General features: G+C 67.0%; 17 protein-coding genes and 1 tRNA gene. 9 read left to right on the forward strand and 9 right to left on the reverse strand.

The features are described 5' to 3' along the window. Positions 1-34: 34 nt before the first annotated feature. Positions 35-2,608 (forward strand): helix-turn-helix transcriptional regulator, encoded by a 2,574-nt coding sequence (locus AC1DWU_RS00270; protein ID WP_477147949.1) that lies wholly within the window; start codon positions 35-37, stop codon positions 2,606-2,608. A 71-nt stretch (positions 2,609-2,679) separates the two neighbouring features. Here AC1DWU_RS00270 and AC1DWU_RS00275 read toward each other — a convergent pair whose 3' ends face one another. After that, the gene (locus tag AC1DWU_RS00275; protein WP_477147950.1) at positions 2,680-4,146 is read right to left on the reverse strand and encodes a M48 family metalloprotease; all 1,467 of its coding nucleotides are present in this window, start codon (positions 4,144-4,146) and stop codon (positions 2,680-2,682) included. Beyond that, positions 4,143-4,955 (reverse strand): thermonuclease family protein, encoded by an 813-nt coding sequence (locus tag AC1DWU_RS00280; RefSeq protein WP_477147951.1) that lies wholly within the window; start codon positions 4,953-4,955, stop codon positions 4,143-4,145. Before AC1DWU_RS00280 ends, AC1DWU_RS00275 begins: the two co-directional genes overlap by 4 nt. 141 nt (positions 4,956-5,096) lie before the next feature. Here AC1DWU_RS00280 and AC1DWU_RS00285 point away from each other — a divergent pair, with 141 nt between their 5' ends. After that, positions 5,097-5,810 carry a hypothetical protein gene (locus tag AC1DWU_RS00285; protein WP_477147952.1) on the forward strand — a complete coding sequence of 238 codons (714 nt, stop codon included), beginning with the start codon at positions 5,097-5,099 and terminating at the stop codon, positions 5,808-5,810. Positions 5,811-5,813: 3 nt separating this feature from the next. Here the strand turns inward: AC1DWU_RS00285 and AC1DWU_RS00290 are convergent, their stop codons facing one another. Together AC1DWU_RS00290 and AC1DWU_RS00295 are read right to left on the reverse strand one after the other, a co-directional pair. Then, a complete protein-coding gene (locus AC1DWU_RS00290) occupies positions 5,814-6,239 on the reverse strand; it encodes an OsmC family peroxiredoxin (protein ID WP_477147953.1) in 426 nt (141 codons plus the stop codon). 74 nt (positions 6,240-6,313) lie between these two features. Beyond that, positions 6,314-7,621 carry an alpha-L-fucosidase gene (locus AC1DWU_RS00295; RefSeq protein ID WP_477147954.1) on the reverse strand — a complete coding sequence of 436 codons (1,308 nt, stop codon included), beginning with the start codon at positions 7,619-7,621 and terminating at the stop codon, positions 6,314-6,316. A gap of 184 nt (positions 7,622-7,805) precedes the next feature. Between AC1DWU_RS00295 and AC1DWU_RS00300 the strand changes: the two genes are divergently transcribed. From AC1DWU_RS00300 to AC1DWU_RS00310, 3 genes are all read left to right on the forward strand, one after another. Continuing rightward, a tRNA-Arg gene (locus AC1DWU_RS00300) sits at positions 7,806-7,882 on the forward strand. A gap of 51 nt (positions 7,883-7,933) precedes the next feature. Beyond that, the gene (locus tag AC1DWU_RS00305) at positions 7,934-8,413 is read left to right on the forward strand and encodes a CAP domain-containing protein (protein ID WP_477147955.1); all 480 of its coding nucleotides are present in this window, start codon (positions 7,934-7,936) and stop codon (positions 8,411-8,413) included. Continuing rightward, positions 8,403-8,630: a sulfurtransferase TusA family protein gene (locus AC1DWU_RS00310; RefSeq protein WP_477147956.1), complete on the forward strand. Its 228-nt coding sequence runs from the start codon at positions 8,403-8,405 to the stop codon at positions 8,628-8,630. The genes AC1DWU_RS00305 and AC1DWU_RS00310 overlap by 11 nt, the downstream gene beginning before the upstream one ends. A gap of 8 nt (positions 8,631-8,638) precedes the next feature. Here the strand turns inward: AC1DWU_RS00310 and AC1DWU_RS00315 are convergent, their stop codons facing one another. Continuing rightward, complete coding sequence (locus AC1DWU_RS00315; RefSeq protein ID WP_477147957.1) at positions 8,639-9,715, reverse strand: D-alanyl-D-alanine carboxypeptidase family protein; 1,077 nt, start codon at positions 9,713-9,715, stop codon at positions 8,639-8,641. Positions 9,716-9,830: 115 nt separating this feature from the next. Further along, complete coding sequence (locus AC1DWU_RS00320; protein ID WP_477147958.1) at positions 9,831-10,523, reverse strand: helix-turn-helix transcriptional regulator; 693 nt, start codon at positions 10,521-10,523, stop codon at positions 9,831-9,833. A gap of 76 nt (positions 10,524-10,599) precedes the next feature. Between AC1DWU_RS00320 and AC1DWU_RS00325 the strand changes: the two genes are divergently transcribed. Beyond that, positions 10,600-11,172 carry a DJ-1/PfpI family protein gene (locus AC1DWU_RS00325; RefSeq protein ID WP_477147959.1) on the forward strand — a complete coding sequence of 191 codons (573 nt, stop codon included), beginning with the start codon at positions 10,600-10,602 and terminating at the stop codon, positions 11,170-11,172. A 159-nt stretch (positions 11,173-11,331) separates the two neighbouring features. On the opposite strand, the gene AC1DWU_RS00330 is transcribed toward AC1DWU_RS00325, so the two are convergent. Continuing rightward, on the reverse strand, positions 11,332-13,791 hold the full coding sequence (locus AC1DWU_RS00330; protein ID WP_477147960.1) for a beta-glucosidase H: 2,460 nt from the start codon (positions 13,789-13,791) through the stop codon (positions 11,332-11,334). Between the two features lie 100 nt (positions 13,792-13,891). On the opposite strand from AC1DWU_RS00330, the gene AC1DWU_RS00335 reads away from it, so the two are divergent. Both AC1DWU_RS00335 and aac(3) read left to right on the forward strand, forming a co-directional pair. After that, on the forward strand, positions 13,892-14,311 hold the full coding sequence (locus AC1DWU_RS00335; protein ID WP_477147961.1) for a winged helix-turn-helix transcriptional regulator: 420 nt from the start codon (positions 13,892-13,894) through the stop codon (positions 14,309-14,311). Then, entirely contained in the window at positions 14,308-15,102 is a 795-nt protein-coding gene (aac(3), locus tag AC1DWU_RS00340) for an aminoglycoside 3-N-acetyltransferase (RefSeq protein ID WP_477147962.1), read from the forward strand. The genes AC1DWU_RS00335 and aac(3) overlap by 4 nt, the downstream gene beginning before the upstream one ends. Here the strand turns inward: aac(3) and AC1DWU_RS00345 are convergent. Then, positions 15,092-15,838: an SDR family NAD(P)-dependent oxidoreductase gene (locus tag AC1DWU_RS00345; RefSeq protein ID WP_477147963.1), complete on the reverse strand. Its 747-nt coding sequence runs from the start codon at positions 15,836-15,838 to the stop codon at positions 15,092-15,094. The two genes, aac(3) and AC1DWU_RS00345, sit on opposite strands and share 11 nt — an antisense overlap. Before the next feature lie 107 nt (positions 15,839-15,945). On the opposite strand from AC1DWU_RS00345, the gene AC1DWU_RS00350 reads away from it, so the two are divergent. Beyond that, positions 15,946-16,539 carry a TetR/AcrR family transcriptional regulator gene (locus tag AC1DWU_RS00350; protein WP_477147964.1) on the forward strand — a complete coding sequence of 198 codons (594 nt, stop codon included), beginning with the start codon at positions 15,946-15,948 and terminating at the stop codon, positions 16,537-16,539. 1 nt (position 16,540) lies between these two features. Here the strand turns inward: AC1DWU_RS00350 and AC1DWU_RS00355 are convergent, their stop codons facing one another. Then, positions 16,541-17,536, reverse strand: coding sequence for an aldo/keto reductase (locus AC1DWU_RS00355; RefSeq protein WP_477148494.1), 996 nt, complete (start codon positions 17,534-17,536; stop codon positions 16,541-16,543). Between the last annotated feature and the right edge of the window lies 1 nt (position 17,537).

The following is a 17,537-nucleotide window of genomic DNA, read 5'->3' on the forward strand; positions in this document are numbered from 1 at the left end:
TTCGGGTAAGATCGCGACCGGAGGGATTAGAGGGATGATCCTGCTCGAACGTGATGCGCAGCTTGCTGCGTTGCGCCAGCAATTGGCGAAAGCCGCGGCCGGACGAGGCCGCGTCGTTGCCGCAGTCGGCGAGGCCGGTGCCGGAAAGACCGCCCTCGTGAACGCCTTCATCGAAACGGCGGGCGGCGCGGCGCGCATCCTGCGCGGCGCCTGCGAGGACCTCACGGTACCGGCCCCGCTCGCGCCGCTTTACGACCTCGCGCGCGATGCACACTGGCCGCTCGATCGGCTGGGCGAGCAGGGTGAACGCGTCCCGCTGTTCTCCGAAGCACTGGCGCTGTTCGGCATGGAGCCGACCATCCTCGTCATCGAGGACCTGCACTGGGCCGACGACGCAACGCTCGACCTCGTGCGCTACGTCGGCCGCCGCATCGCCGGCAGCCCGATCCTGATGCTGCTGACCGCCCGCAACGAAGCGGTGGAAGGGCAGCGGCGTCTGCGCCGCGCACTCGGCGATATCGCTTCCGACCACATCACCCGCATCGACGTGCCGCTGCTGAGCGAGACCGCCGTGGCGACGCTGGCCGAGCATACCGGGCTCGAACCCGGCCCGATCTATCGCGCCACTGTCGGCAACGCCTTCTTCGTCACGGAGCTGCTGCGCGCCGGTGGCGAGCTGTCGCTCAGCCTCCGCGATGCCACCCTCACCCGCGCCGAGCGGCTGGGCATCGGCGCCCGCGAGGCGCTCGACGCCGTCTCGGTATTTCCTCGACGCGCCGAGACCGCAATTCTCGTCGACCTGCTCGGCCCGGGCGGACGCGAGGCGCTGGCCGAATGCGTCGAGGGCGGCATGCTCGACGGCAGCGGCGATGGCTACGCCTTCCGCCACGAAATCGCCCGCCGTGCCATCGAGGCGGCGCTCCCCACGCACCGGCGGGAAAGCCTCAATGCCGCCGTGCTGGCGCTGCTGCGCGGCCGGGACGACATTCCGGGCGCCCGGCTCACCCACCACGCCGCCCAGGCGCGCGACGCAGCTGCCTTGCGCCAGCTGGCACCCAAGGCGGCGCACGAGGCTTCGCGCAGCGGTGCGCATCGCGAGGCGGCGGCGCACTACGAGGAAATGATGGGGCTGATCGACGGGTTCAGCCTCGAGGAGCAAGCGGCGATTCACGGGCGCTACGCCTTCGAGTGCCAGCTGATCGGCCGCATCCAGCAGGCTATCGCAGCGCAACGGCAGGCCGGCGCCATCTATCGGCAGCTCGGTGACCGGCTGATGGAAGGCGACAGCCTGCGCTGGCTGTCGCGGCTGAGCTATCTCGCCGGCAACCGCACCGCGGCCGATGCCTATGGCAATGAGGCCATCGCGCTCTTGGAAACCGAGACACCCGGTGCCGAGCTGGCGATGGCCTATTCCAACCTCGCCCACCTCGCCATGCTGGCGGACGAACTGGACGGCGCCTTGCGCCACGGGCGTGCCGCCATCGCGCTCGGGCAGGTGCTGGGGCGGCCCGACATCATCTCCCACGCGCTCAACAACATGGGCTCCGCCCGTATCTGGCAGGAGCCGGCGATCGGCCGCGCCGACCTCGAAAAGAGCCTCGATATCGCGCTGGCGCACAACTACCAGGAGCATGCCGCCCGGGCCTACACCAACCTCGGCTGCATGGAGGTCAACCTGCTCGCCTACGACAAGGCCCGCCGCGTGCTCGAGGCCGGCATCGTCTATTGCGCCGATCGCGACCTCGACACCTGGCACTACTACATGCGCGGCTGGCTCACCGAGGTGCTGCTGCGCCAGGGCCTGTGGGAGGAGGCGGCCGAGGCGGCGCTGCCGGTGATCGGCGACGAGCAGGCGCAGGGGCTGATGCGGATCACCGCTGTGCTGGCACTGGCGCGGCTGCGGCTGAGACGCGGCGACCCGGCGCTCGATCCGCTGCTCGAGGAGGCACGGCGCTTTCTCGACACCAATATGGAACTGCAACGGCTGGCGCCCTTCGCCGCAATTCTCGCCGAGCGCGCTTGGCTCGGCAGAGGCAACCGCGCCGAGGCACTGGCGCTGCTCGACAAGGCGCTGGGCATGACCTCGGCCCCCACGGTGCATGGCGAACTGCTGCTGTGGCGCTGGCGGCTCGAGCCCGATGCACGGCTTGGCGACCTCACCGGGCTGGCGGCACCGTTCCGAGCCGAAATTTCGGGCGATTGGGCCGCCGCCGCCGACTATTGGGCAGAGATCGGCGCACCATTCGATCGCGCCCTGGCGCTGCTCGGCGGCGATGAGGCGGCGCAGCGGCAGGCGCTGCAGATCTTCGAGCAACTGGGCGCCAACCCGTTTGCCGAGCAAGCCCGTCGCCATATGCGGCGCAGCGGCATCAGCAATGTCGGCAAGGGCCCGCGCCAGTCGACCCGCGACAACCGGCTGGGGCTGACGCAGCGCGAGATGGAAGTGCTGCTGCTGGTCGACCGCGGCCTCTCCAGCAAGCGCATCGCCGCGCAACTGGCGATCTCGCCCAAGACCGTCGACCACCACGTTGCGGCGATGCTGGGCAAACTCGGCGCCCACTCCCGCACCGAAGCCAGCGCCGCGGCACGGGATGCCGGGTTGATCTAGGCGATCGGCTCGGGCCACCCGGAAGATGTGCCGGAGGATTCCCGCGAGCGCCGCCGGCTTGGCGACAGCAGCTATTCGACGGTCACGACCTTGTACTTCTGTCCGGCGACCAGGGTGTCGCCCGGATAGAGGTTGTTGAGGATGTAGAACAGGTCGGTGCCGCGGCCGAGACCGTTCATCTTTCGCGCCAGCGAGTCCGCCGTATCGACGCTGCCGGCCGTGATGGTGCGGACCACCAGCTTCTTGACCAGCCCGAGATCCTTGGCAGTGGCGGAGCGGAAGCTCTTCAGCGTCGCTTCAGCGGCCTGGGTGAAGGCCGGGCTGTCGAACTTGGCAGCAAAGATGAAGCGATAGACCCGGCCATCGTTGCGCACCACCGCAACACGGAAGTTCCATTGCGGGGTGACGGCGACGCCGGTCGCCATGTCGAAGCCGTTGGCGCTTTCGCGCTTCACCGTCGTCGGCTGCAGCCCGGCAATCCAGCCCGACTTGAGATAATCCTCGAGCCCCATCGAGGCCGGCACTTCGGCACTGTCAAAGCGCACCGCCTCGCCTTCGCCGGCAACGCCGACCACGGCGCCCTTGGAGATCTGCAGCGTGTAGTTCGAGGGCACTTCGAAGGTGAATTTCAGTGTCGGATTGATGTAGCGGCGGCCGACCACCGCGCCCTGTGCCGGGCTGTCGCCAAAGGCGAGGCCTTCGATGCCGGCCATATAGCCCTCGCGATCGGTTTCGCCGAGCCCCGGGGCGCCGAAGAAGGCGCGCGCCGTCTCGATCGCCTTCTGGATGCGATCGGGGGTCGAGGGGTGCGAGGAGAGGAAATCGCCTTCCTGGTCCGCGTCGCCCGCCGAGAAATGCGCAAACCGGCCCATGGCGCCGAGGAAGCGGGCCGCCGCATGCGGATCGTACCCGGCGCGGCCGGAGGTCAGGATGCCCTCCTTGTCGGCAGCCAGTTCCTGCTGCTGGCTGAACGCCGCGAGCGACATCTTCGAGCGGTTCGAAGCCTGGTCGGTGGCGCTGTCGGCGCCGAACACACCCGTCACCACCTTGTCGACGATCTCGTTGGTGCGCGCCCGGTTGGTACGGGCGCGGGCATGCTTCAGCGTCACGTGCGCGATCTCGTGCGACAGCACGGCCGCGATCTCCGAGGTGTCCGATGCGAGCGCCAGGATGCCGCGCGTCACATAGACATAGCCGCCCGGCAGCGCGAAGGCGTTGACCTCGGCGGTGTCGAGGATGGTGACGGTGAACTTCTGGTTCGGCTGATCGGCCGCGGCAAGCAGCCGCCCGACGATCCGCGCGATCATGATCTCGGCCTGTCGGTCCGAATAGATGCCGCCATAGGAGGCGACGATACGCGGGTGCTCGCGCGCCCCGATCGCATCTTCCTCGGGATCGTCCGAGGCGACGACCGGCGCGTTCTGTCCCTCGGTGCGGCTGACCGTGACGCCGGGCAGGCTCGAGCACGCCGCGACAATCGCCAGCAACACCGCGGCGAGCGGAACGCCAAACACCCTGATGATCGAACGCGAGCTCATGGAGCGAGGAGAACCTCTATCTGCTCAGGATGGGTGACTTCGACCCGCGGGCCATCAACGTCGTCCATCCAGCCTCTGATCCGCACGAGGGCACCCTCGAGCTTGAGTGGGTCGAGACCGGCACGCGAGAAGAGCTTGACCGCCGCCCTGTCGATCACGGCGGTGAAGTCCTCTTTCCACGATCGGCCGAAATTCAGGTAGATGCGCCCCTGTGCCTCATCGGCGAGCAACACCCGGCCTTCCACCAGCTCATAGTGGCCCAGGCGCCCGACCAAATCTGCCGGCCGGTCCGCCCGCCGCACGAGATAGTAGGGATCGGCCCAGATGCCAAGCTTCATCAGCCGCGCCGAGCCCTCGGCGGCCAGCAACTGTGGCAGACATGCACGATTGTCGGGGAACGAGTAGACCCGAGCCCAGCCGTCGGCGATCATCCGCTGCTGCACCCAGAGCTCGGGCGTATCGAGCACGAACAGCTGGCCCAGCGTCCGGCCATGCCGGTCGACCTGCTCGCCGCCATGGCGCACCCGCACCGTTTTGCCGAGCGTCAGCTTTTCCAGCGCCACGCGGGACTCCTCGGCTTTCGGCCAGGCCTCGAAGTCCTCGCGACCCAGCGGCAGCTTGGGCGCCTGCGTGCCGATCAAGCGAACCACTACGCCGGTATCGAGCACCACGGTATCGCCATCGGTAACCGACGCGACGATACCCTTGGGGCCATCGACCAGCCCGTCGCAACCCATGGCAAGGGTGCTCAGCGGCATGGCGACAAGCACCGCGGCCGCGGCAATTCTGAGCACGTTCCAGGCAAGCAAATTTGGCCCCATCCGACGACAAGGCAAACTGCACGAAATTGCGGCGAAATTCTTCCACAACGTCGCAGAGCAACAACGAATGTTGCACCGTGGCCACTTCCCCTTACGATCACGCCGATTCTGCTGCCGGACGCTGACCCGATGCTCGCCGAACTCTTGGTCTATGCTGCGAGCTACCGCGCGACGCCTCCGGCGTTCCGCCGCCATCTGGGGGAAGCCATCGGGCTGTGGGCGCGCGGCCAGCGCCAGACCCGCGCCTGGGCCCCGCACCTCGCGAACTCGCGCGGCCTGATCGACACCACCATCGACGATCTCGATCGGCGGCGGACGGTGGTGGTGCTGGGCTCCGGCCCGCTGTTCGATGTGCCTGTCGAATCCCTGGCGCGCACCTTCGAGCGGGTGATTCTGGTGGACCAGGCCCACCTCTCGACCATCCGCCCCCGCACCGATCGCTACCCGAACGTCACCTGCGACTGGCGCGATCTATCCACCGAACGGGACTCCCAGGCGCTCGGCTTTCTGGATGCGATCGACGATCTCGACTGGGTCATCTCGATCAGCCTCGTCAGCCAGCTGGCGCGCGCCGCGGCCGATGGCCGGCAGCGGGCCGTCGTCGACGACCACCTCGACAGGCTGGCCAGCCTCCCCTGTCCGGTCACCTTGATCACCGACCTCGACTACCGGGTGTTCAACCGCCACGGCGTGGTGCTGGACAGCGCCGACCTGCTGCATGGCCGGCCGGTGCCGCGCAGCGGGTTGCGCTGGAAGTGGGAGGTCGCACCCTTCGGCGAAGAAAGCCGCACCACCCGGCGTGTCCATTCGGTCGCTGCGTGGCCCGACTGGCGCCACGCCTGAGGCTCAGACCAGCCGCGCCTCGAGCGTGACGTTGATGGCGCCGAGCGCCTTCGACACCGGGCAGTTCGCCTTGGCCTTCTCGGCCAGTTGCTGGAACGTCGCGTTGTCGATCCCGGGGATCTTGCCCTCCAGCGTCAGCGCGCTGCCGGTGATGCCGGTGCCGGGAATGAGCGTCACCGCCGCTTCGACCTTGAGGTTCTCCGCCGGAGTGTTGTTGTCGGCGAGCGTCTGCGCGAACTCCATGGCGAAGCACCCCGCATGCGCCGCCGCAATCAGCTCCTCCGGATTGGTGCCGGACCGCGCCGTCTCATCGACGAAGCGGCCCTTGTAGGTATAGGGCAGGCTCGTGAACGCGCCGCTCGGCGCGTCCAGGGTCCCCGCCCCATCCCTGAGCGTCCCGGTCCAGTTGGCAGTGGCAGTGCGCTTCATCTTGCTCTCCTTGGGTCACATCCGTCGCGCCCGGACTGTAGGAACTGCAGCGGCCAACTGAAGTTCCGCCCGGATCAGTCCTCCTTCAGCACCAGCTCCACCACCGGCACCACCACGTTGGGCTTCTTGACCGGCAGGTCGAGCGTCAGCGTGGTCTGGCCGACCGGCGGGACGAAATGCGGATCGGTGTGGGCGCCGATCCACTGCACTTCGCTCGCATCATTGAGGAGCTGCGCGAACTTGACCCGGCCCGCCAGCCCGTCGAGATGCAGGTAGCGGTTCGGCCAGTTGTAGATGTGGAGATAGAGCCGGTTGCCGCGCTGGGTATAGCGGCAGCCATCTGGCGCCGTGTAGCTGGAACGGCCGGCCCCGTAGATGGCGCGGCTGTGCAGCTTCATCCAGCCGGCATAGGCGTCGAGCGCATCGATGGCGCGGTGATCGAACGTGCCGCGCCCGGTCGGCCCGACATTCATCAAGAGGTTCCCGCCCAGCGCCACGCCGTCGATCAGGATCTGGATCAGCTGCTCCGGGCTCTTCCACGTCTCCTCGTCGCGGTAGTAGCCCCATGAGCCCGAGAACGTCTGGCACATCTCCCACGTCACCTCACGCCCATTGACCATCGGCGGGGTGCGCGGCGTGTACTGCTCGGGCGTGATCATGTCCGGCACGTCGGTCTCGAGATCGAGCCGGTTGTTGACGATGATGTCGGGCGCCAGCTTTCGCACCAGCTTCAACAGCTCGAGGCTCTGCCAGTCGTCGCGGCCCTTGCCGGGCAGGCCCTTGTAGGTGCGGCCCGGATAGCTGAAGTCGAACCAGATGATGTCGATCTTGCCGTAACCGGTGAGCAACTCCGTGACCTGCTGGCGCAGATAGGCGGCATAGCGCGTCATGTCGCGGCCGGCGTTCAGCTCGGCCGCATCCTCGCGGTTGCGCAGCGGATGGTACATGTCGATGGTGAAGTCGGGATGGTGCCAGTCGGGCAGCGAGTAGTAGAAGCCGATCTTCAACCCTTCGGCCCGGAACGCCTCGACGAACGGCTTGAGCAGATCCTTGCCATAGGGCGTGTTGGTCGCCTTGTAGTCGGTCGCCTGGCTGTCCCACAGGCAGAACCCATCATGGTGCTTGGCTGTCAGCACCACGTATTTCATCCCCGCCTCACGGGCCCGGCGCGACCATTCCTTCGGATCGTAGAGATCGGGATCGAAGTTCTCGAAGTACTTCTGGTAGCCCGCGTCGTCGATTTCCTCGCGGTTCTTCACCCACTCGTGCCGGGCCGCGAGCGCGTAGATGCCCCAATGGATGAACATGCCGAACCGATCGTGCTTGAACCACGCCTTCTTCTCGTCGGCCAGAAACAGTTCGGCAGAAATCTTGTCGCTCATCGGTGCATCCTGAAACCCTGCGGCCATCGCAGGCCGGGCGTGAGTAGCACGCCTGCAACCGCTTTCAAGACGCGACGAACGGCCCCACCAGCGGCTGGCGCATGGGGAGGAATGTGCCGTGCCCACCTGTTCCGCCGGAACGGTGGTTTGCACCGCGCCCGGCATTTGCTATGTGGCAAGCGGCGACCCCGTAGCTCAGCAGGATAGAGCGCAGGATTCCTAATCCTGAGGCCATGAGTTCGAATCTCATCGGGGTCACCAGCTGCATGAGGCCATGCCGGACTTCTCCGGCCGTGCAAGGAGTCCGACGCCATGATCACGAAGGGTCACACCACCCTCCCCCGCATCGCGCTTGCCGCGGTGCTCGCCGCGGGTCTCGCGGCCTGTTCGATGGGTGGCGGCGGCGGTCAGCTGTCGCCGGGCCTTTCCGCGCCGATGAACCAGCCGGGCGCCAAGCTCAACCGGGTCGAGGCACTGTTCCTGCTCAACGATTTCCGTCGCGCCCAGGGCGCGGCCGATGTGCGCGGCGACACCGTGCTCGACGGCACGGCGCAGACGCTGGCCACCAACTACGCCAAGAGCGGCGCACAGCCGGCTCTACCGCCCGGCGCCGTGGTGATGCGGCTCAGCGCCGGCTACACCACCTTCGCAGAAGTCTTCTCCGGCTGGCGCGCCGTGCCGGCCGATGCGGGGGCGATCGCCGATCCGACCGCCAAGCGCGCCGGCCTCGGCGTCGCCTACGACCCGAACTCGACGCACGGCGTCTACTGGGTGCTGGTGCTTGACGACTGACATCGAGACCATCGACTGCCGCGGGCTGAAATGCCCGCTGCCAGTGCTGAAAATGGAAAAGCGCCTGTCGCAGCTGCCGACGGGCGCTTCGTTCGTCTTGCTCGCCACCGATCCGATGGCAAAGATCGATATCCCGCTGTTCTGCAGGCAGAACGGCCACGCCTGCTCGGTGAGCAGCGAGGCCGAAGTCATGCGCTTCGAGATCGTGAAGGGCTGAGCGTTCGCTCAGTCGTCGGCCAGTGCCACGGCTGCCGGGGCCCATGCCGGACGCGGGCGCGGCAGCGGCACGTCGTCGACCATTATGCCGAGATCAGTCGCGGAGTAGACCACACCGTCGATCTCGTCGGTGAGATAGCTCGGATGGCCCTTCAGCCCCATCGGGAACGCCGCCTGGCGCTCCGCCACGTAAGCCTTGGCTTTCTTGCCGCAAATCTGCGCCCGCATGTCCACCGGCGGCGAGGCGATGTTCTTGAGCTGCACGACGTTCTGCCCGGTGCCGGTGATCGCGCCGGACAAGCCGCGCAGGAACAGTTCGGCCGTCATCTCGTTGCGCTCACGCGCCGACGAGCCGCCCAGCACCACCGCCAGCATCGAGCGGCCGCCGCGCTCCACCGTCGCCACGATATTGAGGCCCGAGGAACAGACATAGCCGGTCTTCATGCCGGTGGTGCCGGCGAAATGTTCCAGCAGGCCGTTGTTGGATTCGAGCTTGGCCTTGCCCAGCCGCACCGCTTCGGTGCCGAACATCGGCAGATATTCCGGGAAATCGCGCCGGATGATCAGCGCCAGGATGGCGAGATCGCGCGCCGAGGTCACCTGGCCTTCGTTGTGCAGCCCATGCGGATTGACGAAGTGGGTGGCGGACAGGCCCATGGCCTCCGCCATGCCATTCATCTCCTCGACGAACGCCGGCACCGAGCCCGAGACGGTCTCGGCGACGGCCACTGCCATATCGTTGGCCGACTTGACCACGAGGATATAGAGCGCGTCCTTCATCGTCACCGAGGAGCCGACCTTCAGCCCGGATTTGCTCGGCGCCTGGTTCCAGGCGTTCTTCGAGATCTTCACCTTGGTGTCGAGCGTCACCTTGCCCGCCTTGATGGCGGCGAAGGCCACATAGGCGGTCATCAGCTTGGTCAGCGAGGCCGGGTGCCACGGCACGCCGGCATCCTCGGCGTACAGCACCTCGAAGGTGTCGGCGTCGACGAGCAGCAGCGGAGTGGCCCATGCGGGAGTGGTCCCGAGGACGGCGAGGATGATCAACAGGCTGGCGACGATGCGCCGGCGAAACTGCGCGAGCAAGGCGCCTCCGAAGTGCAATGGTCCCGGCGTCGGCAGGGTTCTAGCAACGCGCTCTGCGCCGCTCAACTGCCGCCGGCTGCTGCTCAAATGATTTTGAAGCAAGGCGGCTTCCCATCTAGGTCAAATCCGGCAGATTTCGGGCGCTGGACCAGCGATGGAACAGGGTTCGGCGCGGTTCCGGTAGTCCGGCGTCGAGGAGTTCGAGCGCCGTCATGCCGTCGACGCGAAAGTTGCGGAAGTCATTGCGCAGTGTGCACCAGGCGACCAGCGTCTGGTGCCCTTCGAAGTAGCCCAGCGCCACTGGATAGACCGTGCGCTCGCTGGTCGCGCCGCTCTTGTCGCGATAGCCGAGCCAGACCTGCTTCTCCTCGCGCAGGGCCCGGCGCAGGCGCGCCAGCGGGTTGGCCTCGTCCACCTCGCGCGGTGGAATGACGAACAGCCCGACCGACAGCATCTCGTCGCGCTTGGTGGGCGGCAGCACCGCCTCGATCTTACTTGAGGCATCACGCGCCGTCGCCGCCATCTCGCTGTCGGGACCGTAGATCAACCCACGCAGGCCAAGCACCAGCGCTTCGACCTCCTCGTCGGTGAACATCAGCGGCGGCAGGAAGTGCTCGGCGCGGAGCTGGAAGCCCACTCCGGCCTCGCCGTCGATCGCCGCGCCCATCGACTTCAGCGTCTCGATGTCGCGATAGACCGAGCGCAGCGACACGCCCATCTCCTCGGCCAGCACCGCGCCCGTCACCGGACGGCGCCGGCGGCGCAGCGCCTGCATCAGGTTGAGCAACCGTTCGGACCGCTTAGCCATTCAGTTTCCGACCGCTGCTGACAAAAACCGGTGCCGCGTGGCGTTAGCCTTCTCGCATCGAACAAGGAGAGACGACATGACCACCATCTTGACCATCCTCACCGAAGGCTTCGCCGATTGGGAGACCACGCTGCTCAACGCCGTGGCGCACAGCTTCTACAAGGTGGAAACCAAGTACGCGACCCCCGGCGGCAAGCCCGTGACCTCATCGGGCAACATGACGGTCAACCCGCAACTGGCGCTCGAGGCGGTCGACGTGGCCGACTACGACGCGATCATCGTCTGCGGCGGCGCGATCTGGCAGACGCCCGAGGCTCCGGATATGGCGCCGCTGCTCACTGCCGCCAAGGCTGAGGGCAAGCTGATCGGGCTGATCTGCGACGGCACGGTGGCCGGCGCCAAGGCCGGGCTGCTCGACCACATCCGCCACACCAGCAACGGCGACGGCTATCTCGATGCCACCGGCTACAAGGGCAAGGCGCTGTACCGCGACACCCCGGCGGCGGTGAGCGACGGCAAGGTGGTAACCGCGGCGGGCGTGTCGCCGGTGAGCTTCATGGTCGCGGTGATGGACGGGTTGGGATTGGCGGACGACAACCTGCAATACTATGTCGGCATGCACGCCGCACAGTATGGCAAGGCGGCGTGAGGGAACCGGGGGCTGGCGCGAACCGACCCCCACCCCTGTCCCCTCCCCCTCAACAGGGGGAGGGAGACGATAGTCTCGATATCAGTGTGAGAATCTCCCTCCCCATTCTTAGGGGGAGGGGACAGGGGTGGGGGTCGGCCCACGCCACCGTTGCGTCGATCACACAGGCAGCAACATCCTGTCCTGCCGCACGACCTCTGCCGACAGCCCCGCATCTCCAGCGTTCCGCGCCACCCGAACCACGTACCGCCCCGGCTCGACCAGCCAGTGCTGCGCCTCGGTCCGATAGTACGCGAAGGCCCGGTCATCGAGTTCCAGCGTCACCCGCTGCCGCTCGCCGGGGCCGAGGTGCACCTTCTCGAACGCCTTCAGTTCCTTCTCCGGCCGCGGCACCGACGCGTCGGGCGCCGACACATAGACCTGTACCACCTCCGAGCCGGCACGGCGGCCGGTGTTCGTCACCGTCACCGAGACGCTCACCTTGCCGGCGGCCTCAAACCGGCTCGCATCCACTTCCAGATCCGACACCGCGAAGCTCGTGTACCCCAGCCCGAACCCAAACGGGAACAGCGGCGCGATGCCGTGGCGGTCGTAATGACGATAGCCGATGAACACGCCTTCCTCGTAACGCACCTTGCCGTCGAGGCCGGGATAGATCTCGCGATCCTGCGAGTTGGTCGGATTGTCCGCCCACTTGACCGGGAAGCTCTGCGGCAGCCGGCCACCGGGCTCTGCAGCGCCGGTCAGCACATCGGCGATGGCATTGCCCGCCTCCTGCCCCGGATACCAGGCCTCGAGCACCGCTGCGATGTCGCCAAGCCATGGCATCTCGACCGGCCCGCCGGTCTGCAGCACCACCACCGTGCGCGGGTTCACCGCCGCCACCGCCGCGATCAGTTCATCCTGCCGGCCCGGCAACACGATGGAGCCGAGATCGCTGCCCTCGGTGTCCCACTCGCCATTGCGGCCGACGAACACCAGCGCCGTTTCGGCATCGCGCGCCGCGGCGACGGCTTCAGCAATGGCCTCGTCCCCAAGCGGCAAACCGATGCCCGCGGCGAAGGCGGCAAGCCCCAGCGTCGCGAAAGCCTTGGCGGCAAACTCGATCACCACATCATAGGAACGGCCGGCTTCGAGCCGGATGGTGCCCACCACCTCGTCGCAGCCCTCTTCGAAGAAGGTGCGGCCCTTGCTCCAGTTGGTCCATGCATCGGCCACCAGTTTGCCGTCGACGAAGACGCGCGAGAACCCGGCGCTGTAGATGCCGACGCGATGCTCGCCGCTGGCCTCGGGCGTGAACGTCCCCGTCAGCCGCGCCGAGAAATGCAGCGGATCGACCTTGCCGTCGGCCACCCGGCCAATCCAGAAGGTCTGGGCCTCCTCCAGCGTCTCGGAAAACACCGCCGTGCCGCTCAGGTCCTCGCTGGCGAAGTAGTCGACCGCGAGCGCCCCGCGAAGGAGCGGCTCGAAGCGGTTGTTACCCGCGCCCGCGGCGTAGCTCAGGCGATCCTCGCCCATCGCCGCGACCAGTCCGTCCCATGGCGACACCCGGTAGTGCGGGTTGAGCTGCGCGCTGCCGCCGCCCATGATCTGCGCCACCTTGGCATTGGGCCCGATCACCGCGATCTTGCCCTCGCCGGTCAGCGGCAGCACGTCGCGTTCGTTCTTCAGCAGCACCGCGCCCTCGGCACCGGCGCGCCGGATCAGCGCCCGATGCTCGGCGCGATCGTCGGCCCGTTCTACCCATTCGCTGTGATCGTCGAGCGCACCCGTGCGCTCCATCAGCCTGAGAATATCGAGCACGCGGCTCCGCAACGTCTCGCGAGATACCTCGCCCGCTTCCACCGCAGCCACCAGCTTCGCCCCGCGATCGCGCGCCGGGCCAGGCATCTCGAGGTTGAGCCCGGCATTGACCGTCGGGGCGGTCGAGTGCGAGCCGAACCAGTCCGACATCACGATGCCGTCGTAGTGCCACTCCTTGCGCAGCACCTGGTCGAGCAGCCACGGGTTCTCGCTGGTGTAGGTGCCGTTGAGCTTGTTGTACGAGCTCATGATGCCCCAGGTTCCGGCCTTCTTCACCGCCCACTCGAACGGCACGAGGTAGAGTTCGCGCAACGCCCGCTCGTCGATCTCGGAACTGATCGTGGTGCGCTCGATCTCGGATTCGTTGCCGACGAAGTGCTTGATCGTTGCCGACACGCCCTGCCCCTGCAGGCCCTCGATATAGCCGACCGCAAGGCTGGCGGTGAGGATCGGATCTTCCGAGTAGCACTCGAAATTGCGCCCGTTGCTGACCGAGCGATGGAGGTTCACCGTCGGCGCGAGGCTGACGTGCGCGCCCTTCGACTTCACTTCATCGGCCAGCGCAGTGCCGATCTCATTGAGCAGCCGTACATTCCAGCTGGCGCCAAGCGCGATCCCCACCGGGAACGCCGCCGATTTCACCCCGCCGATCAGCGAACCGCCACCGCGGGCGCCGTTCGGCCCGTCGGTGACCCGCAGCTTGCCGATGCCCAGCCGCTCAATTGCCGGCAGCGACCAGAAATCTTCGCCCGAGAGCAGGCTCACCTGCTCCTCCAGCGTCAGTTCATCGGCCAGGGTTTCGATCCGTGACGACATACGCTTCTCCCGCACTAGGCTACATCCGGGCCTACCCCTAGGCACAAACGGTAACTGCGTCTATATTGGTAACCAACAATTTCAACTGGAAGGCACTCCGATGGCCCTCGGTTCCCCGGAAAAAGTCGAAACCTGCAACGCCATGGGCGATATCCTCAATCGCATCGGCGACAAGTGGAGCGTCATGATTGTCGGCTACTTGACGCGCAAGACCATGCGTTTCAACGAGTTGCGCCATGCCATCGGCGGCATTTCGCAGCGCATGCTGACCCTGACGTTGCGCAATCTCGAGCGCGACGGCCTCGTCACCCGCACGGTGTTCCCGGAGATCCCGCCGCGCGTCGAATATCAGCTGACCAATCTCGGCCGCACCCTCACCGAGCCGCTCGACGCGCTGTGGAACTGGGCGGCCGAGCACCAGGGCGAGGTGCAGAGCGCCCGCCACGAATATGACGCGATACATGAAGGCGCCACCGAGCAGCTCCCGCCGGAGCGGCGCTACGCCGGCGCCGCTAGGTGAGCAGCCGGGTCTCGACCCGTTCGAGCCTCGCTGAGGACCTGAGAGCCATCGGCCTCGCCGATGGCGACGCTGTGCTCGTGCACGCCGCGTTGCGCAAAGTCGGCAAGATCGTGGGCGGCCCCGACGATATCCTCGACGCGATGCGGGACGTCATCGGGCCTGCCGGGACCGTACTCGGCTATGCCGACTGGCAACTCGAGGACGAGATCCGCGACGATCCGGCGATGCGCGAGCATATCCCGGCATTCGATCCGTTGCGCTCACGCTCGATCCGCGACAACGGCTTCTGGCCTGAACTGATCCGCACCACGCCAGGCGCGCTGCGCAGCGCGAGCCCCGGCGCTTCAATGGCGGCGATCGGCGGCGAGGCCGAATGGTTCACTGCCGACCACGCGCTCGACTATGGCTATGGCCCGCGGTCGCCGCTAGGCAAACTGGTCGAGGCCAAGGGCAAGGTGCTAATGCTCGGCGCGCCGCTCGACACCATGACGCTGCTGCACCACGCCGAGCACCTGGCCGATTTCCCCAACAAGCGCATCCTTCGCTACGAGGCGCCGATCCTCGTCGATGGCGAGAAAGTCTGGCGCTGGTTCGAAGAGTTCGACACCTCCGAGCCGCCCTACGGCTTGGCCGAAGACTACTTCGCCGGAATCGTCGTGGAGTTCTTGGCCACCGGCCGTGGCAAGCGCGGCAAGATCGGCGAGGCAAGCTCGGTGCTCGTCCCCGCCGATGAGATCGTGGCGTTCGCAGTCGATTGGCTCGAACGCTGGGGGCGAACCGCTAAGCGTTGAAGCCGCTGTCGACGAGGATCGACGTCCCGGTGATGCTTCGCCCACCCGGGCCGGCAAGATGCACCACTGCTGCGGCGATATCCTCGACGACCCCGAAGCGACCGAGCGCATTGAGCCCCATCTGCGACGGCGCCATCGGGCCATCGGCCGGGTTCATGTCGGTGTCGGTCGAGCCCGGATCGACAGTGTTGACGGTGATCCCCTGCGGGCCCAGCTCGCGCGCCAGCGCCCGCGTCATGCCGCCCAGCGCCGATTTGCTGGCGACATAGAGGCTGAGCCCCGGACCGGCGACGCGGCTCGCCATGTTGGTGCCGATCGAGATGATCCGCCCGCCCGCCCCCATGTGCTTTGCCGCCGCCTGCGCGGCGAAGAACGGGGCGCGGGCGTGAATCGCGAACAGCCGGTCGAAGGTCTCGACCGTGACATCGCCGAACGGCCCGCCTGTGCCGGTGCCGGCATTGTTGACGAGAATGTCGATCCGCCCGAATGCCTCGACGGTGCGCTCCACCGCGGCGATCACCGCGTCCGGATCGGCCGAATCGACCTGCATCGCGAGCACACGTCGGCCGAGCGCGGTCACCTGCTGCTCGATCTCGCCGGCCTTCTCGCCGTTGCGCTGGAAAGTGAAGGCGACGTCGGCGCCCTGTTTGGCCAGCGCCAGCACAGTCGCCGCGCCGATGCCGCGGCTGCCGCCGGTAACGAGGGCCACGCGGCCGGACAGTTCGAGGTCAGTCATATCGGATCTCCATTTTCTACCGATCGGTACACAATTGGCTATGACGGTTGCGATGCAGCGTCAAGAATTTTATACTGATCGGTAGACAATCATCCGGAAACCCGATTTTGGCAGGCCGCCCCCGCGAGTTCGATCGAGATGCCGCCCTGGACCAGGCGATGCGCCTGTTCTGGGAGCGCGGCTATGAGGGCACCTCGGTCGGCGACCTGGCCGAGGCGCTGGGCATCGGCAAGCCGAGCCTCTACGCCGCTTTCGGGCACAAGGAGCAACTGTTCTACGAGGCGCTCGACCTTTACATGCGAACCTACGGGCCGACCCTCGGCGACGTGCCCACGGCACGTGGCGCGATTGAGTCCCTGCTGCGCAGCAACGCCGAGACCTACGCCGATCCCAGTATCCCCAGTGGCTGCATGATCGTGCTCGCGGCCGCAGTCGGCCCGCCGCAGAATGCCGAAGTGCGGGCGCACCTGGCGATGCTGCGCAACGCCTCGACGGGCTCGTTCGCAGCGCGGATCAGGAAGGGCATGATCGATGGCGATGTGCCGGAGGGCGCCGATGCCGATGGCATGGCGCAGTTCTACACCACGGTACTGAACGGCCTGGCCCTCCAGGCGCGAGACGGCGCCGGTGGCGCCGCCCTCGATCGTGTCATCGACGGCGCCATGGCCGCCTGGGACGTGCTGGCCCGGCCCGCGCCCTAGCCTACCGTTTGGCCACCCACGCGCCGCTATCGCCATATCGCTTGCCGGCGAACTTCTCCGGCGACAGCAGTTCACCCAGCGTCCTGAGCTCATCCGCCGACAGCACGATGCCGGCCGCAGCGACGTTCTGCTCGAGATGCGCGATCCGCCGCGCGCCGGGGATGGGGACGATGAAATCGCCTTGGCCGATGACCCAGGCGAGCGCCAGCTGAGCCGCCGTCACACCCTTGTCCGCCGCCATCTCCTCCAGCACCTTCACCAGCGCGGCATTGGTGGCCATGTTCTCTTCGCTGAAGCGGGGCAGTGTGCGCCGGAAATCGCCGTCGCCGAAATCCTCCGGCTTCTGGATCTTGCCGGTGAGGAAGCCGCGACCGAGCGGGCTGAACGGCACGAAGCCGATCCCAAGCTCACGGCAGGCGTCGAGAATGTCGCCCTCCGGATCGCGGGTCCACAGCGAGTATTCGCTCTGCAGCGCCGAGATAGGATGGACGGCATGCGCCCGGCGGATGATATCGGCACCCACCTCCGACAGGCCCAGCGCCCGCACCTTGCCCTCACGGACCAGCTCCGCCATGGCGCCGACCGTGTCCTCGATCGGCACCTGCGGGTCGAGGCGGTGGAGGTAGAACAGGTCGATCGCCTCGACCCCGAGCCGCTTCAACGAGGCTTCGGCCACTTCACGCGCATGCTCGGGCCGCCCATCGACCCCCGCCATGGCATCCGTACCGGTCTTGGCCGGGTCGATGCGGAAGCCGAACTTGGTGGCGATCACCACCTTGTCCCCAAATGGCTTCAGCGCCTTGCCGACAAGGATCTCGTTCTCGTACGGGCCATAGACCTCGGCCGTATCGAAGAACGTCACGCCAAGTTCCACCGCTCGGTGCAGCGTGCGGATCGCGTCGGCCTCATCCTGCCCGCCATAGGCATGGCTCATCCCCATGCAGCCGAGCCCTACAGCCGAGACGGTGAGATGCGGGCCGAGTTTTCGCGACTTCATG

The organism is Devosia sp. P2_G7 (genome assembly GCF_056403495.1).

Excerpts from the sequence above, each read along its gene's own strand:
- AC1DWU_RS00270 (WP_477147949.1), top strand. The coding sequence starts at position 35 with ATGATCCTGCTCGAACGTGATGCGCAGCTTGCTGCGTTGCGCCAGCAA.
- AC1DWU_RS00275 (WP_477147950.1), bottom strand. The coding sequence starts at position 4,146 with ATGAGCTCGCGTTCGATCATCAGGGTGTTTGGCGTTCCGCTCGCCGCG.
- AC1DWU_RS00285 (WP_477147952.1), top strand. The coding sequence starts at position 5,097 with ATGCTCGCCGAACTCTTGGTCTATGCTGCGAGCTACCGCGCGACGCCT.
- AC1DWU_RS00290 (WP_477147953.1), bottom strand. The coding sequence starts at position 6,239 with ATGAAGCGCACTGCCACTGCCAACTGGACCGGGACGCTCAGGGATGGG.
- AC1DWU_RS00295 (WP_477147954.1), bottom strand. The coding sequence starts at position 7,621 with ATGAGCGACAAGATTTCTGCCGAACTGTTTCTGGCCGACGAGAAGAAG.
- AC1DWU_RS00305 (WP_477147955.1), top strand. The coding sequence starts at position 7,934 with ATGATCACGAAGGGTCACACCACCCTCCCCCGCATCGCGCTTGCCGCG.
- AC1DWU_RS00320 (WP_477147958.1), bottom strand. The coding sequence starts at position 10,523 with ATGGCTAAGCGGTCCGAACGGTTGCTCAACCTGATGCAGGCGCTGCGC.
- AC1DWU_RS00325 (WP_477147959.1), top strand. The coding sequence starts at position 10,600 with ATGACCACCATCTTGACCATCCTCACCGAAGGCTTCGCCGATTGGGAG.
- AC1DWU_RS00330 (WP_477147960.1), bottom strand. The coding sequence starts at position 13,791 with ATGTCGTCACGGATCGAAACCCTGGCCGATGAACTGACGCTGGAGGAG.
- AC1DWU_RS00335 (WP_477147961.1), top strand. The coding sequence starts at position 13,892 with ATGGCCCTCGGTTCCCCGGAAAAAGTCGAAACCTGCAACGCCATGGGC.
- AC1DWU_RS00345 (WP_477147963.1), bottom strand. The coding sequence starts at position 15,838 with ATGACTGACCTCGAACTGTCCGGCCGCGTGGCCCTCGTTACCGGCGGC.
- AC1DWU_RS00355 (WP_477148494.1), bottom strand. The coding sequence starts at position 17,536 with ATGAAGTCGCGAAAACTCGGCCCGCATCTCACCGTCTCGGCTGTAGGG.